This window comes from Flavobacterium sp. KACC 22758 (assembly GCF_028736135.1).
In the GTDB taxonomy this organism is placed as follows: domain Bacteria; phylum Bacteroidota; class Bacteroidia; order Flavobacteriales; family Flavobacteriaceae; genus Flavobacterium; species Flavobacterium johnsoniae.
In genome coordinates, this window is the sequence record NZ_CP117878.1 from 3,923,530 (window position 1) to 3,938,906 (window position 15,377).

At 34.4% G+C, this 15,377-nt stretch carries 9 protein-coding genes; 3 read left to right on the forward strand and 6 right to left on the reverse strand.

The features are described from left to right. Positions 1-194 precede the first annotated feature (194 nt). Positions 195-1,964, forward strand: coding sequence for an AAA family ATPase (locus PQ462_RS16340; RefSeq protein WP_274250801.1), 1,770 nt, complete (start codon positions 195-197; stop codon positions 1,962-1,964). Between the two features lie 106 nt (positions 1,965-2,070). Further along, complete coding sequence (locus tag PQ462_RS16345) at positions 2,071-2,244, forward strand: hypothetical protein (protein WP_165768445.1); 174 nt, start codon at positions 2,071-2,073, stop codon at positions 2,242-2,244. Positions 2,245-2,518: 274 nt separating this feature from the next. Here the strand turns inward: PQ462_RS16345 and PQ462_RS16350 are convergent, their stop codons facing one another. The 3 genes from PQ462_RS16350 to PQ462_RS16360 form a co-directional block, all read right to left on the reverse strand. After that, positions 2,519-4,138 (reverse strand): ABC-F family ATP-binding cassette domain-containing protein, encoded by a 1,620-nt coding sequence (locus PQ462_RS16350; protein ID WP_121360622.1) that lies wholly within the window; start codon positions 4,136-4,138, stop codon positions 2,519-2,521. A 181-nt stretch (positions 4,139-4,319) separates the two neighbouring features. Beyond that, positions 4,320-5,090 (reverse strand): TlpA family protein disulfide reductase, encoded by a 771-nt coding sequence (locus PQ462_RS16355; protein WP_274250802.1) that lies wholly within the window; start codon positions 5,088-5,090, stop codon positions 4,320-4,322. A 143-nt stretch (positions 5,091-5,233) separates the two neighbouring features. Next, positions 5,234-5,464: a helix-turn-helix domain-containing protein gene (locus PQ462_RS16360; protein WP_012026517.1), complete on the reverse strand. Its 231-nt coding sequence runs from the start codon at positions 5,462-5,464 to the stop codon at positions 5,234-5,236. An 83-nt stretch (positions 5,465-5,547) separates the two neighbouring features. Between PQ462_RS16360 and PQ462_RS16365 the strand changes: the two genes are divergently transcribed. Next, positions 5,548-5,778, forward strand: a complete 231-nt coding sequence (locus tag PQ462_RS16365) for a hypothetical protein (RefSeq protein WP_274250803.1) — start codon at positions 5,548-5,550, stop codon at positions 5,776-5,778. Positions 5,779-5,979: 201 nt separating this feature from the next. On the opposite strand, the gene chiA is transcribed toward PQ462_RS16365, so the two are convergent. From chiA to nagB, 3 genes are all read right to left on the reverse strand, one after another. Further along, positions 5,980-10,716, reverse strand: a complete 4,737-nt coding sequence (chiA, locus tag PQ462_RS16370) for a T9SS-translocated chitinase ChiA (RefSeq protein WP_274250804.1) — start codon at positions 10,714-10,716, stop codon at positions 5,980-5,982. Between the two features lie 462 nt (positions 10,717-11,178). Continuing rightward, the gene (locus tag PQ462_RS16375) at positions 11,179-13,245 is read right to left on the reverse strand and encodes a beta-N-acetylhexosaminidase (protein WP_274250805.1); all 2,067 of its coding nucleotides are present in this window, start codon (positions 13,243-13,245) and stop codon (positions 11,179-11,181) included. Positions 13,246-13,403: 158 nt separating this feature from the next. Then, entirely contained in the window at positions 13,404-15,344 is a 1,941-nt protein-coding gene (nagB, locus tag PQ462_RS16380; RefSeq protein ID WP_044048577.1) for a glucosamine-6-phosphate deaminase, read from the reverse strand. Between the last annotated feature and the right edge of the window lie 33 nt (positions 15,345-15,377).

Genomic DNA, 15,377 nt, shown 5'->3' on the forward strand with positions numbered 1-15,377 from the left:
TTTTATTTGTTGGGGTGTTGGGGCTGGAAATATTTTTTTGATTTGATCGGGATTTAATTTTATTAAGCAATGCGATTAAATCTATTAATTATGAAAGACATTGAAAATCATATAACTGTTGTAGATAATATAAGATTAAAAATATATTTTAGCCTAAATTAGTTTTTTAACAGCATTCAAAAATACTTTTCAATATGATAAAAATTAAAATTAGAAAAATTCACAAATCTATTAGTCCCTGTGAGTTTGAAATCCCAAATTTTTCAGTCTTAACTGGGTTGAATGGAAGTGGAAAAACTCATTTATTGGAAGCAATTTCAGATTTAAACATTAGCGAAGTATTTGTCGAAGGTAAACGTATTAGAAGTATACTCTACATACCGTTCAATGGCCTCAATCCCCAAATTACAGAGAAATGTGATCCAACGACAATTACTCAATTTATCAAAAACATTAGCAATAATTTGCAAAGTGCAACAAAACGAATGTCTGGAAAAAAAAATATTCAAATTCCAGAAATTCTCAGACATTTACCCGATCCCAATACTCGCAAACCAATCACAGAATTAGCAAGCAGAATAAAAAAAAATGTCGAAGATATAAACGAAGAAGATATTTTTGAAAATTTTGACGTTTCATTTATGGGACAAAACGATTTTTTTACAGGTCAATTTGCTTTAATTTTCAAGAATTATCATAAATTAAGAGAAGATAATAGGATTAACAGATATTATCACGAACTAGGTTACAAAACTCCGACAGTGCTTTCGGATTCAGAGTTTGAGCAAAAAAATGGTTTACCTCCGTGGGATTTTGTAAATAAAATACTAGTCGAGATTAATATCCCTTATATTGTAAACTCTCCTGAAGGAACAAAATCTGAATCAAGTTTTGATTTTAAATTAATTGATAAAAAATCAGGCATTGATATTACATCAAAAGACTTGTCAACAGGTGAAAAAGTTTTAATGTCTTTAGCACTTGCTATTTATAATGCAAAAGGTATAACTAATAAGCCTGAATTTCTATTAATTGATGAGCCTGATGCAGCTTTACATCCTTCCATGTCAAAAAAAATGGTAAATATTCTCAAACAAAACATAGTATTAGAATCAAATATACCTGCCATAATTACAAGTCATTCTCCCACAACAATAATTTCAGCTGATGGTATATCTATATACCAAATGGAAAGAGGAAATTCAGTTCCAATAAAAATTCCAACTCAAAAGGCTGTAGAAATTTTATCAACAGATATCCCTTTTTTAAAAATTTCAACTGACAGAAGGAGACAAGTTTTTGTTGAAAGCAAATATGATGTCATTTACTATGAGCTTATCACCAATATTTTGTTAAGGATTGACACGATTCAATCTGAACCAATTTACATTCCTGCAAGAACATCAAATGGATCTAACTGCCAAGATGTAATAGAGGTGGTTACTAATCTACATACAAATGGAAATGAAGAAGTATTTGGCATAATTGACTGGGATACAAATAATGAAGAAACCGAGCGAATAATATTACTTGGTAATAAAGAAAGATATGCTATTGAAAATTACTTATTAGACCCCTTGTTAATGGGATTCCTTTTTATAAGAGAAGCCAAACTACCTATTTCATATTTTGGCATTAATGAAATATCTACTTACTCTGAATTGAGAAAATTAACCGAAACTGGTGCTCAAAAAATATTAGATAAAATTTTAGATGATTTAAACTTAAATTCTGAAAACAAATTACAATACGTTTTAAACAATACATGGAATTTAAAAATATCAAAAGAATTTTGTTTGTTTCAAGGACATGATTTAGAAGCCATATACAAGGCAAGATATCCGTTTTTAAATATTTACAGACGTGAGGATGCATTAAAAAAAGATGTTATTCAAAAAATCATAAATGATTTTCCTGAATTTACACCACAAAGTATTTTTGATACCATAAAAAAAATAAAATAATAATTTTCATTAAAATCAAAATCCTAAAACATTTCCAAAAAATTCTATAACACATTTTCCTGATTCGTGAAGTAATTTTAATATACAAATTTAAAAACTCAGAATCATGCAAAATAAAATTACAAGATTGTTAATGGTATTCGTAATACTGTTTTCATTTACAAGCTGCGAATTAGTTGGAGACATTTTTAAAGCCGGAATGGGATTCGGGATATTTATCGTAATTTTTATCGTTGCGATTGTTATCTGGATTTTAGCTAAAGTCTTTGGCAGTAAATAAGATATAAAAAAATCCCCGTTATTTTCATAGCGGGGATTTTCTTTTTAAACCCATAGAAACATTCCCGATAGCTATCGGGATTGAAACTCCTGAAAGGCGTTTCACTTTTTTTCAAAAACATAGCTATGTGAGAGAAATATATTTCTCTTTTACAGTCTTATTTACAATACAAAACTATGTTCCTATGTGTTTAAAATTAAACCAAAAATTAAAAAATCCCAAACTCCAAGTTTAATCTGGAATTTGGGATTTTTAATATTATAATTTTTAAAGATTAAAGATTGTACATCTTTTTTCTTTGTTCCTGAATTTTTTCATCATCAAGATATTCGTCAAATGTCATATAACGATCGATAACTCCGTTTGGTGTTAATTCTACGATTCTGTTACCAACAGTCTGCGCGAACTCGTGGTCATGTGTTGTAAAGATTACAGAACCTTTAAAGTTTTTCAATGAGTTGTTGAAAGCTGTAATAGACTCCAAATCTAAGTGATTTGTTGGCTCATCCAGCATTAAAACGTTTGCACGCTCCATCATCATTCTAGAAAGCATACAACGTACTTTTTCTCCCCCAGATAAAACTCTGGAAGTTTTTAAAGCTTCTTCTCCAGAGAAAATCATTTTTCCTAAGAAACCTCTAATAAATACCTCATCACGTTCTTCTTCTGTTTTAGCATACTGACGTAACCAGTCTACTAAAGTTAGATCATTTTCGAAGAAATCGTGGTTTTCAGCTGGTAAATAGGCTTGGTTGGTTGTAATTCCCCAATCAAAAGTTCCAGAATCTGCTTTTTGTTCTCCGTTTAAGATTTCATAGAAAGCAGTTGTAGCACGTGAATCTTTAGAGAAAAGAACGATTTTGTCGCCTTTTGCCATATTCAAATGTACATCTTTAAAAAGAACTTCTCCGTCTACAGAAGCAGATAAATGTTCAACATTTAAAATCTGATCTCCGGCTTCACGATCCTGATCGAAAATAATTGCTGGATAACGACGGCTTGAAGGTTTAATTTCTGAAATATTTAATTTCGAAATCATCTTTTTACGAGAAGTAGCTTGTTTCGATTTCGCCACGTTTGCACTAAAACGACGAATAAATTCTTCCAGCTCTTGTTTCTTCTCTTCTGCTTTTTTGTTTTGCTGTGCACGCTGTTTTGCCGCTAATTGGCTGGACTCGTACCAGAACGTATAGTTTCCTGAGTAGTGATTGATTTTTCCGAAATCAATATCAGAAATATGTGTACAAACCGCATCTAAAAAGTGACGGTCGTGAGATACAACGATTACAGTGTTTTCGTAGTTTGCCAAGAAGTTTTCTAACCAGGCGATTGTCTCGAAATCCAAATCGTTGGTAGGCTCATCCATAATCAGCAAGTCAGGATTTCCAAAAAGTGCCTGCGCCAAAAGAACACGTACTTTCATTTTTCCTTCCATATCAGCCATTAAAGTATAATGATCTGCTTCTGAGATTCCTAAGTTAGACAACATTGCTGCAGCGTCAGAATCAGCGTTCCATCCGTTCATTTCTTCAAACTGAACTTGTAACTCCCCTATTCTGTCTGCATTAGCATCATTATAATCTAAATAAAGTTCATCCATTTCTTTTTTAACAGCATACAGAACTTTATTTCCCATTAAAACGGTTTCCAAAACAGTATGCTCATCGAACATGTTGTGGTTCTGGTTTAAAACCGACATACGTTTTCCCGGCTCTAAATGAATGTGACCAGAAGTTGGATCAATATCGCCCGAAATCACTTTTAAGAAAGTAGATTTTCCTGCACCATTTGCTCCAATAACGCCGTAAATATTTCCGTGAGTAAACGTAGTATTTACTTCGTCGAATAAAATTCTTTTACCAAACTGAACTGATAAATTATTGACTGTTAACATGAATGTCTTTTTAATTAATTTGGTGCAAAAGTAGTGAAAAAGGTTCTAAGTTGCAAAGATGCTTAGGTGCTAAGGTTTTTTATGCTGCTGCTGAAAGGTTCTCGCAAAGTCGCCAAGGCGCAGAGTTTTGTTTTATGCTGTTGATCGTTACGCAATCTTGTCATTTCGATGAATCAAAAACTTACAATTTACTTTCTTTCGCAAGCGCCACTTCAAGACTTTCAAAGTTTGGAAGCACTTTTGAAATCAAACCTTCTTTGTTTAAAATAAAATGTGTTGGAAATGAATTGAGCTGTAAGGCTTCGTTCATGTAATCTTTCATGTTTGGAATTACAGAATACAAGAGAGGTTTTCTGGCTAAGAATGTTTTTAATTGTTCTGGTGAATCTTCGGCCAAACTCATAAAAACAATATCTTTTCGGTCTTTATATGCTGAAACCAGTTTGTTTACTTGCGGAAATTCTCTAATGCATGGCGTGCAGTGAATGTACCAGCATTTTATAACGATAATTTTTCCTTTCATGGATTCATTGGTTACCAGATTTCCGTCTAAATCTTTAAAAGAGAATTTTGGAAATGCTGTTCCTTCCATTTTATAGTTTTTGTAAGCATCAAAACCAATTTGATTGATTGTTGCTTTTATACTCGTATCTGATTTTGGCTGAATTTTAAATAATTTATAAATGTAAATAGCAGCTTCTGATTTCAATCTAACCGGAATGAAATTTCCATTAGCCAATTGATCTAAAAAAGATTCTTTGGTAATTTCTTTTGAAGATGCGTCTAAAGCAGTGAAATCTCTGGAAAGCATTATTTTTTTATTGTAAGCAGACCAATCTTGGAAAGTTTTTTGAATTTGAATTGGATCAACTTCTGGATTTCCGAATTTATTTTGAGCTGTACTTATTGTAAAAATTAAAAGAAGAGTAATTAGGCTGATGAATTTCTGCATTATGAAACAATTGTATTTGATCTCAAAAATAGTGAAAGTTTTTTAACCGCAAAGACGCGAAGGTATTCGCAAAGTTCGCAAAGGGTTTCTCGCTCCCAATAGCTATTGAGACTGCAGATTTAGAAGATTTTTTTCTTCAAAAATTATTTTACTTGAAAACTGAGCAAATCAGCAAGTTCAATATCTAAAGCATTTGCAATTCTAATAAGAGTTTTTATACCTGTATTTATTTTAGCTCTTTCAATTCTGCCAATTTGATTTCGAGGAATACCACAATCATCAGCTAAATCCTGCTGAGATAAACCTCTTTTTTCACGCAACTTTCTAATGTGAGTTCCAAGATTTATAATAAAAGTTTCTTCTGAAATATCCATATTTCAAAAGTCATAACAAATATTTTTTATTGTGACACAAATTTGTGTCAAAAATTAATATATTTACACAAAAAAATAAGATAATGATTACAGAAATACCTTTAAATGAAATCGAAGCCAAATTAAATGACTTTTTTACTGATAAGATTGACTGCAAAGAGATGGCAAAAATGATACGTGAAGTAAATAATGCTCTTTCGTTATGTGTTATGCGAGGATGCGAAACTATAGAATCTGAAATAAAGAATATCGATGATAATTTTTACTGGCTTAATAAACTTGCAGAAACTCTAGATCCTTATCTGGATGTTTAAAATAATTGCGAGATCTTATTTAACCATAAAAAAACCTGACAGTAAAAAACTGTCAGGTTCATAATGCGCATCTTTAGGCAAAAACCAAATAACAAATTACCTAAAGCCGCATTTGTTCGAAATAAAAATCAGCTAAAAAATAAATAACCAAACTCAATTTTAACCGTCCCATCTTTTTATTTCTAAATTTTCAATCATTTATTAGTTTAAAAAGTTCATTACTTTAAATGATTTTTTGTTTCCTGCTTTGTCTGTTACTACAACTAAAAACAATTGTTTAGATGAGAAACTCTGATTGTGAAGCAGTACTTCTTTATTGTTTTGAACATTTCTGTGACTTACTAAGTTTTGTCCTAAAACATTGAATACATCAACCTGAGCAATGTCTTCGTTTTCGTTTGTAACAGATAATGCATTATTTTTAAAATAAGCTATCGTTGCATTGCTTTTTGCAGAAATATCATCAAGAACCAATGTTTTTGCTGCTGTTTGTGATGCAAAATAAGCTGCATAAGCTTTAGACAATTCAGATGAATTACCGCAAGAAGAAGCATCCCAGTTTACAGACCAAGTCATTAAACCTCTCAAAGAAGGATATGGTCCGCCTGGCTGCATAGTATATGTTCTTCCAGAAAAAGTGGTTCCGGTTCTTAAATAATGCATAGCATTAATTCCTTCTGTTGGTGTTAAATAACCACTTCCTGCTGCACTTGGACACGCTGGTAATGCAATAAGAACTTTTGAAGCCGGCAACCCATCAAAACGCATTCCTGTTGAAGCAATGTTATACCCTTTTATCACCATATCTGTCAGGGCTGTTACCATGTTTGATTTTTTAGCTGTACCATAATATTGGCCATCTAATCCGTTTTCTCCTCCTGTGTTATACAATTGTACCGCTAACAAGTCTAATTCATTACGTAAGTTTTGAATGATTGGCAGGAAGGAACCAAAAGTATCTGTATAAGTAGTATAACCTCCTTGTACATATTGTGTTTCCGGAGCAGCAGTTAATAAAAATCCAGGGCCATAGTAGGCTTTTAATTCTTTAAAAGCATCAACAACATTTTTTAATCTTGGATAAGCAGAAATACCCGCATAAGAAATATCTCTTAACCCTCCTGCATTAAAATTCATCGATCCGCCTTCAAAATCAATATCAACTCCGTCAAATTGATACTCGTCAATAATTGCTTTTAGACCATTAACAAAAATATTTTTTTGAGTTACATTGTCTAAAACAACATGACCATTCTGACCTCCAATAGAAACAATAACAGGAACGCCGCTGTCTCTTAAGGATTTTATATCGTTTTTCAATAATTGCTTGTTGAAAACGCCATTGGTTAAATATCTAGTGTCATTTGTAGTTAATATTGGTGTATAACCATCACGATTAACTGTTTCAACAAAAGAATAATCTACTACGTTAAACTTACTTCCTACCATTTGAGAAAAATATAAAAATGGAGCACCAGCATTTTCCCAAGAATGTGCATATCCTAAAATAATTTTAGAAGGAAGCGGGATGAATCTATTAGTGCTTACTGTCGCAATTTTGATAGTATTGTTTAATGTAGTTATTCCCGATTTATTATCGGTTGCTTTAATTACAACTGGATAATCCTGATAAGCAGATGGCGTGAAATTATACGTATAAGTATTATTTGTACCTGCTGTCATATTAAATGTGCCTCCATTTATTGTAATGGTAACACCAGAAACAGTTCCGTCACTGTCAACAGCTGTAACTGAAATTGGCACAACCTGGAAAGTATTTTGGTATACTGTAGTATTTGATGGTGAATTCCAAGTAATTACAGGTAATGCATTTGGGCAGTTTGCACCAGAACAAGTTAATGTAAAACTATACGTTTTTGAATCTGTTGTTCCATTTGACGCAGTAGCTGTAACGGTTAAGGTATGAGGAAGAGAAAACTGATTTGCTGCTGGTGTCCAAGCTGCTGTATAAGTTCCCGAAGAATTGGCCGCACTTAAGCTTTGCCCGTCTAAACTAAATACAACTGATGAGATTGTAGTAGCATCAACAGCACTTAATCCAACATTGGCAACAAAATTAATTGCTGATCCTAAATTTATCGCAATTGCCGAAGCTGTTGGCGCTGTAATGGTAACCAATGGTTTAGTCGCAACTACCGCTTGTCTATTAAAATTATAAACCGTTGGCGTTGTTGGAACCGCAAAGTTGGCTAAATTATTTGGATAATAAGTAACATCACCATTTTCCCATCCATTTAATTTCAAACTTAAAATTTGTGTATAACCTGCTACAACTGAATTATCAAAGCTGTAATTTCCTGATGCATCTGTTGTTGCTAAAACACTTTTCCAGTTATGTGTATTATCTGTCCAAGGCAAAACGATTTCTACTTTTGCACCAGCAACCGGAGTTGTTCCGTTTTTAACAGTACCGCTGATTAAGTTTGCGGCTGCAGCCAATGCTGATTTTGCTGTAGAACTTGTATTAAAGTTATAAACTGTTGGATTTGCAGGAACTGCAAAGTTTGCCAGATTATTTGGGTAATACGCTACTTCTCCATTCTCCCAAGAATTTAATTTCAAACTTGTAACTGTTGTATAACCTGCTACAACTGAATTGTCAAAACTGTATTTTCCTTGTGCATCTGTTGTTGCAATAACACTTTTCCAATTGTGCGTGTTATCTGTCCATGGTAAAACCAGTTCTACTTTTGCACCTGCAACCGGATTTGTTCCGTTTTTAACTGTTCCGCTGATTTTACTTGTGCTTACTACAACATCTTGTGCAAAATTCAATGTTTTGTTGGCATTCAAATTAGAATACACTGTAGAAGCCGGAGTAAAGGTCTGTCCTGTTAAAGCAGCTGTTACTGTATAATTACCGCCCGAAGGAAGACTAAGCGAATATGCACCGCTGGCATTTGTAACCGCTGCATAACTTCCTCCTGTAAAAGAAGCTGTTACAGTTACACCAGAAACTGGAGCTGTACTATTTAAAACCGTACCGCTTACAGTATAATTAACAACCGGAGCACCTTGAGTAAAATTCAAAGTTTTGTTTGAATCGATTGCACTATAAACTGTTGAAGCCGGAGCATAAGAGAATCCTGATTTTGCAGCTGTAACAGTAAAGTTTAACCCAGCTGTTAAACCTGCAATGCTGTAAACACCGCTTGCATTTGAAACTGCTGTTAATGTTGTAGTTCCTGAAACTGCCGTAACAGTTACGCCCGAAACCGGAGTTGATCCGTCAAGAACTGTTCCGCTAACGGTATACGTTGGCTGAGTTCCGTTAATAACAACTGCTGTCTGGTTTACTGTAACATTTACTAAAGTTACAGGCGTAAATGTATAAGTGGCTTTTAAAGCCGTTAAGCTATAATTTTGGCCTGAAGTTAAATTATTGAATGCAAAATTTCCGTTAGCAGAAACCACTGTTTGAATAACAGCATTACCTGCATTTCGTAATTCAACTGTAACATCTGTAACTAAAGCTGATCCGTTTTTTACAGAACCCGAAATACTTACTGTTCCCGGAACAACGCTTCCAAAAGAAGTATCAACCTGGTTTAATAATGAATTAGGAATTGAACCTCTGGTATCCTGAGATAATTCCCAAATCATACCTCCGGCCAGATTTCTCGATTTTATATACTGAACTTTTAAATCCATTGACTGTTTATCTTCATAAGAAATAAACTGTTTTAAAGTCGAGTTGTATAAATAAGGAACTTTAGTCGTATTATCAAAATATCTTACCCATCCTGCCGAAGCTGCAGACGGAGTTACCATCATAGTATTTGGATCCAGATAAGCGTGTGAATTGGTAACGGGATTTCCGACTAAATCACAGATTTCGATACTTCCTGATTTTTCACAAGCTCCAGAACCATCCCATGTTCCTGTTGGGTTTTGTGGATTTGTACATCCCGGAACTATATATCTCGGCGCCGCAACAAACAATCCGTTTGTTGAATTTACAGCAACGTTATCGAATTTTTTTCCGTAAAAAGGAAGTCCCATAATTAACTTATTAGCAGGGAAACCAATTACGTTTAAATATTGATTTGTTAATTCGTCTAATGATTCTGATTGTGTCGCTCCATACAACGGATCATTTGGGTTTCCGCTGGCATATAAAGGCGCATTGTAGCAGGTTTTGTCGTACCAGTTACCGCCAAAATCATATCCGAAATACGTGATATAATCACAATACGTTGAAATATCTTCAGTCATTCCGTATTGTGCTCTGTTGTTTGGGCCTAAATATTGTTTAGAAACATTTCTAACATTGTTTCCTGCCGCAATAGTCACCAGTTTATTTGGCATTGCCTGACGCATGGCTTTTAATAAAAGCACCAGATTTTTGTTGTCATCAGGACTGTATTTTTGTGGAGGAACCGGCATTCCATTTACTATTTCTGTTCCGTCTGTTCCGCCAGAAAGTGGATATTCCCAGTCAATGTCGAAACCATCAATAAACGGATAAGTCACAATGAAATTTGCCATATCTGCGGCTAATGCAGCTCTTGCTGCCGGACTGGCGGCAATTGGAGAAAGATCCTGGCCTTTTGTCCAGCCTCCTACAGATATTAAAATTTTTAAGTGCGGGTACTTTTGTTTAAGCTTCATTAAATCATAAAAGTTTCCTTTTACCGGAGCATCCCACGGAATTCCGCCTTCCATATGCTCAAAATCGGCATAGGTATCCAAACATTTTAATTTTGTATTCTCCGGATGGGCAGGATCATAAGTTGTCCCATAAAAAGAATAATTTAAATGCGTCAATTTACTTCCGTCAATCTTTGGGACGTTAAAATCCCTTGCATAGATAGACCATTGCGCATAATACCCCACTACTTTTTTCCCGTGGGCTGGCTGCGCCGACGCGAGTAAGGGAAACAATAACAAAAAGAGTAATCTGTAATAATGTTTCATAATTAATAAATATTGGTTAATAGAAAATAAATAATTGGGCCGCAGAAGTTTAAAAAAACTTCCGGGTTTCGCTCAACTGCAGGTTGGAAGGCTGCTGTCGATTGGAAATAAACTCAAATTACATTCTATAGATAAATATTACTATTTCTGATTCATTCATAATCATTAGTAAATAGCAGTGATCGATATTTATTTATAATTCTAAAATTAATCGTAAATACAAATGATAAATTTGGGACTAATCATCAATCTATACTCTCGTTTTGTCATGTTTTATTGTATTCTTTTATTTGGTTTTTAAGGGTTAATAATTATTTTCAAGGCTTATATTTTACTATTCGATTTTGTTACGTGCAGTTTGTTTCAGGAATGATAGCCATAACTATCTCTACCGGGGAATTCGGCAGAGATAATTAAAGACTAAATCAATGGTAACTACTAAACACTAACTCAACCAAAATTCTAAATTAGTTTCTTTAAACTTTCATAAACTGACAGCTCTACGTCAGCATGATCTTTTGTATTACATTGTTCTATTAAGCTTTTTAAATCGGCTGTTTTTAATGTCGATTTATTATCTAATACAAGCAGCAATTCTTGCGATGCGTCGCTTAGTTTTTTAGATAAAGGCAGAATTGGCTGTACTAAAGGCGCATTGGCACTTAATTCAACTAATCCTTTATTAACTGCAATCCATTTATTGAAAAATGCTGCCACTTTTGCTTTGTTATCTGCTGATTTATTTGCCAGATATTGGCTCACGGCTTCATCAAAAGCCAGAGAATCTTTTGCATCCGGAGTGCAGGCATCTGCAAAAAGTGTAAACGGAGAATACATTTGATATTCAATTCCTCCTTTATTTCTTGTATATCCTTTTAATGGTTCACAAACATTTGTAAATTCATTAACAGATTTAATATTCTGGTTATTCGCAATATTTCTAAGAATTACGGCTTTGTTTTTTATATGTGTTAATCCTAATTCTTCTAATCTAAATGATACGCTTTCAAGGCGTTTACGCATATTGGCAACATCTGTAATATTCTCAGCAGACCATAATCTTTCTGCAATTGCTGCTGTTCTTGGCCAAACTCTTGAATCAAATGTTTCCGGCGTAGCAAGTTCTGTCCACATTGTAGCTTCTCCACCCAAAATTCTTGCTTTTTCTTCTGCAGATAAATCGGCTCCTTTTGGCATAGGGTCATTTAAATAATGACTTGCTACCGGATACATTAAATCAATATAAAATCCGTTTGATAATACTGTTTTGTATCCTTTTTTAACTGCATCAACTAATGACTGTCCTGCAACCATTCCTTCATTTGGTCCTCTCCATGAATGTACAATTGCTTCTTTAGAAAGATCTTTGGTTAAAATTTCTTCCCAGCCCATTAATTGTTTTCCATGCTTTTTAAGCATTGGAGCCAACTGCATAGTAAAATAAGTCTGCAGTTCATGGTTGGTTTTTAAATTATGTTTTTTCTTGAACTCCTGGATTTTTGGATTGGCATCCCAGTCTTTCCCTTCATTTTCGTCACCCCCAATGTGAAAATAAGCTCCGGGAAATAACGGGCATACCTCATCAAAAAGTTCACTTAATATTTTATACGTTTTAGGATTTGAAGGATCTAATGTAGGCGAAAATATACCTGCATTTCTTTCAATTCCATAGGTAGAGATTGCTGTACCTTGAATATTTTTTTCAGAAGTTCCTCCAGTCAATGTAATCACTTTGCTTCCAATTTCAGGGTAAGCAGTAAGTATTGCAGATCCATGACCCGGAACGTCTATTTCCGGAACAATTAAAATACCGCGCTCATCGGCATATTTTACGATATTTCTAATTTCCTCTTGTGTGTAATATAACCCATCCGAAGCCAGTTCTATTAGTTTTGGATGTTTTTTAGTTTCAATTCTCCAGCCTTGATCGTCTACTAAATGCCAGTGAAAAACATTCATTTTCATTGCTGCCAATGCATCCAGATTTCTTTTCACTACATCTACCGGCTGAAAATGTCTCGAAGCATCAAGCATTAAACCTCTCCATGTAAATCTTGGGAAATCTGAGATTTGAGAAACCGGGAAGTAGAATTTTTTGCTGTCGTTTTGAAGCAGCTGCAATAACGTTTCCAGTCCATGTAAAGCTCCTAAATCGCTGGTTGCATTAATTGTAATTTTGTTTGCTTTAACATCTAAGCTGTAGCTTTCATCTTCATATAAACCTATTTTTCCATTTTTGGTACAGTTAATCTGTAATTCTGCATTTGGAAACTCATTAAGTTTGGTAATAAAACCTTGTTCGAAAAAAATACCTGTTCTACCATCTAATCGGCGTAAAAAACGAGTTACTCCTCCAAAAATCCTTGAATCAGGATTTCCAGAAATATTTACTTTAAAGTTTTTCGTTAATGTAAAATTTCCGTCGTTTACGACAACATTTTGAGGCCAGGGCATAAGGTTCAGCTGTTCTTTTTGCATTTGAGCATTTGCCGTTACACCTGCTAATAGTAGTACAAATAGATATTTCATTTTATTTTTTTTTGGTTCGATACTTCTAAAAAAGCATCTTTAGAAATTAGATAAAAAACAAAACTCAGAATGACTTCTGCTTTACCTCACCTATAGCGAGGTCAAACTGAATTTTGAAATTTGATTCGCTCTCACCCGAATCGGTTTTTAAAACAACTTTAATAATCAAAACGTTTAAAAGCTTCAATAGCTTCATATTCTGCCAATCCTAATTCATCATACAGAATTGCAGTATTTTTATTTCGGTCCTCTGCCCTAACCCAGAATTCTCTTGAATCATTTCCCTGAAACATAACTCGGTCTTTTTGAGACTGGTGGTACAAGATTGCGTGGCGTTTTAGCAATACTTCTGAAGGGCTTAACGGAACTGCCATATCAATTTCGTGGATATCCCATTCGTGCCATGCGCCTCTGTATAACCATAACCAGCAGTCGTCCATGTATTTTTCTGGTTTCAATTCTTTCATGGCGGCAAAAATCGCATTCAGACAAACTTCATGTGTTCCATGCGGATCTGCCAAATCTCCTGCTGCGAAAACCTGATGCGGTTTTATTCTGGCAATGATTTCTTTTACAATTTCGATATCTTCCTGACCCAGCGGATTTTTTTTAACCTGCCCTGTTTCGTAAAACGGAAGATCTAAAAAGTGTGTATTTTCATCTTTTAGTCCAATGTATCTTGTTGCCGCGTAAGATTCTCTTCTTCTGATTAATCCTTTTAGTTTTCGAACCTCAAGAGAATCAATCTGATTTTCTGATTTGTTATTCAAAAATTCAATCACTGATTTGAAGTTGATGTCTTTTGGAAGATCAGCACCAACAAAATCATTGCATACTTCTGCAAATTTCAGTGCCTCATCATCTGTAACGGCAATATTTCCGGAGGTTTGATATACTACGTGTACATCGTGGCCTTGTTTTATCAATTTTGAAAAAGTTCCTCCCATCGAAATCACGTCATCATCTGGATGCGGACTAAACAGGATTACTCGTTTTTTAGCAGGATTGGCTCTTTCCGGACGGTGTGAATCATCTGTGTTTGGTTTTCCTCCCGGCCAGCCTGTAATGGTATGCTGCAGGATATTAAACATGTTGATGTTCATATCATAAGCAGAACCTTCCTGTGCCAGTAAATCAGACATTCCGTTGTTGTTATAATCACGGTCTGTCAGTTTTAAAATAGATTGTTTGGTTTTCTGGCATAACCATACAATTGCTTTGCTTTTCAATTCCTGTGTCCAGATGCATTCTCCAACCAGCCAAGGTGTTTTAAAGCGTGTTAATTCTGATGCTGCAGATTGGTCTAAAACGAAAGTAGCGTTTGGATGATTCTGCAGAAATGTAGCCGGAACTTCTGAGCTGATATCTCCCTGAATGGTTCTTTTGATGATATCTGCCTTGTTTTGTCCCCAAGCCATTAATACAATTCTTTTTGATCTCATAATGGTAGAAACTCCCATCGTTATGGCTCTTTTTGGAACGTTGTCGATTCCATTAAAATCAGATGAAGCGTCTACTCTTGTAATATGATCCAGAGTAATAATTCTGGTTCCTGAATTAATGTGCGATCCAGGTTCGTTGAAACCAACGTGTCCTGTACGGCCAATTCCAAGCAATTGAAAATCAAGCCCTCCTGCTTGTTTAATATTCATTTCATAGTCGATGCAGTATTGATTGAGTTCTTCAATTGAAACTGTTCCATCAGGAATATTAACATTTTCAGGTTTAATATCGATATGATTAAAAAGATGCTGATGCATGAAATAATGATAGCTCTGATTGTTCTCTTTACTCATTGGATAATATTCGTCCAAGTTGAAAGTGATTACATTATGAAAGCTCAGTCCTTCTTCTTTGTGCATTCTCACTAATTCTTCATATACTTTTATTGGAGATGAGCCTGTTGCAAGTCCAAGCACACAAGATTTATTCTTTTCCTGCTTAGATCTAATCAATTGAGCGATTTCCTGTGCTACAATTACCGAAGCTTCAGCTGAACTTTTGAAGATTTCGTTGTGGATTTTCTCAAATCTGGTTTCTTCAAATTTACCGGCGCTCTTATAACTGATATCAGGTTTTATTTCTAAAGCACTTTTCATTTCTTTTCTTTTTTTGGTATATACAATTTTGGT

Coding starts and splice junctions, on each gene's coding strand:
- PQ462_RS16355 (WP_274250802.1), bottom strand. CDS start 5,090: ATGCAGAAATTCATCAGCCTAATTACTCTTCTTTTAATTTTTACAATA.
- PQ462_RS16340 (WP_274250801.1), top strand. CDS start 195: ATGATAAAAATTAAAATTAGAAAAATTCACAAATCTATTAGTCCCTGT.
- PQ462_RS16360 (WP_012026517.1), bottom strand. CDS start 5,464: ATGGATATTTCAGAAGAAACTTTTATTATAAATCTTGGAACTCACATT.
- nagB (WP_044048577.1), bottom strand. CDS start 15,344: ATGAAAAGTGCTTTAGAAATAAAACCTGATATCAGTTATAAGAGCGCC.
- PQ462_RS16365 (WP_274250803.1), top strand. CDS start 5,548: ATGATTACAGAAATACCTTTAAATGAAATCGAAGCCAAATTAAATGAC.
- PQ462_RS16350 (WP_121360622.1), bottom strand. CDS start 4,138: ATGTTAACAGTCAATAATTTATCAGTTCAGTTTGGTAAAAGAATTTTA.
- PQ462_RS16345 (WP_165768445.1), top strand. CDS start 2,071: ATGCAAAATAAAATTACAAGATTGTTAATGGTATTCGTAATACTGTTT.
- PQ462_RS16375 (WP_274250805.1), bottom strand. CDS start 13,245: ATGAAATATCTATTTGTACTACTATTAGCAGGTGTAACGGCAAATGCT.
- chiA (WP_274250804.1), bottom strand. CDS start 10,716: ATGAAACATTATTACAGATTACTCTTTTTGTTATTGTTTCCCTTACTC.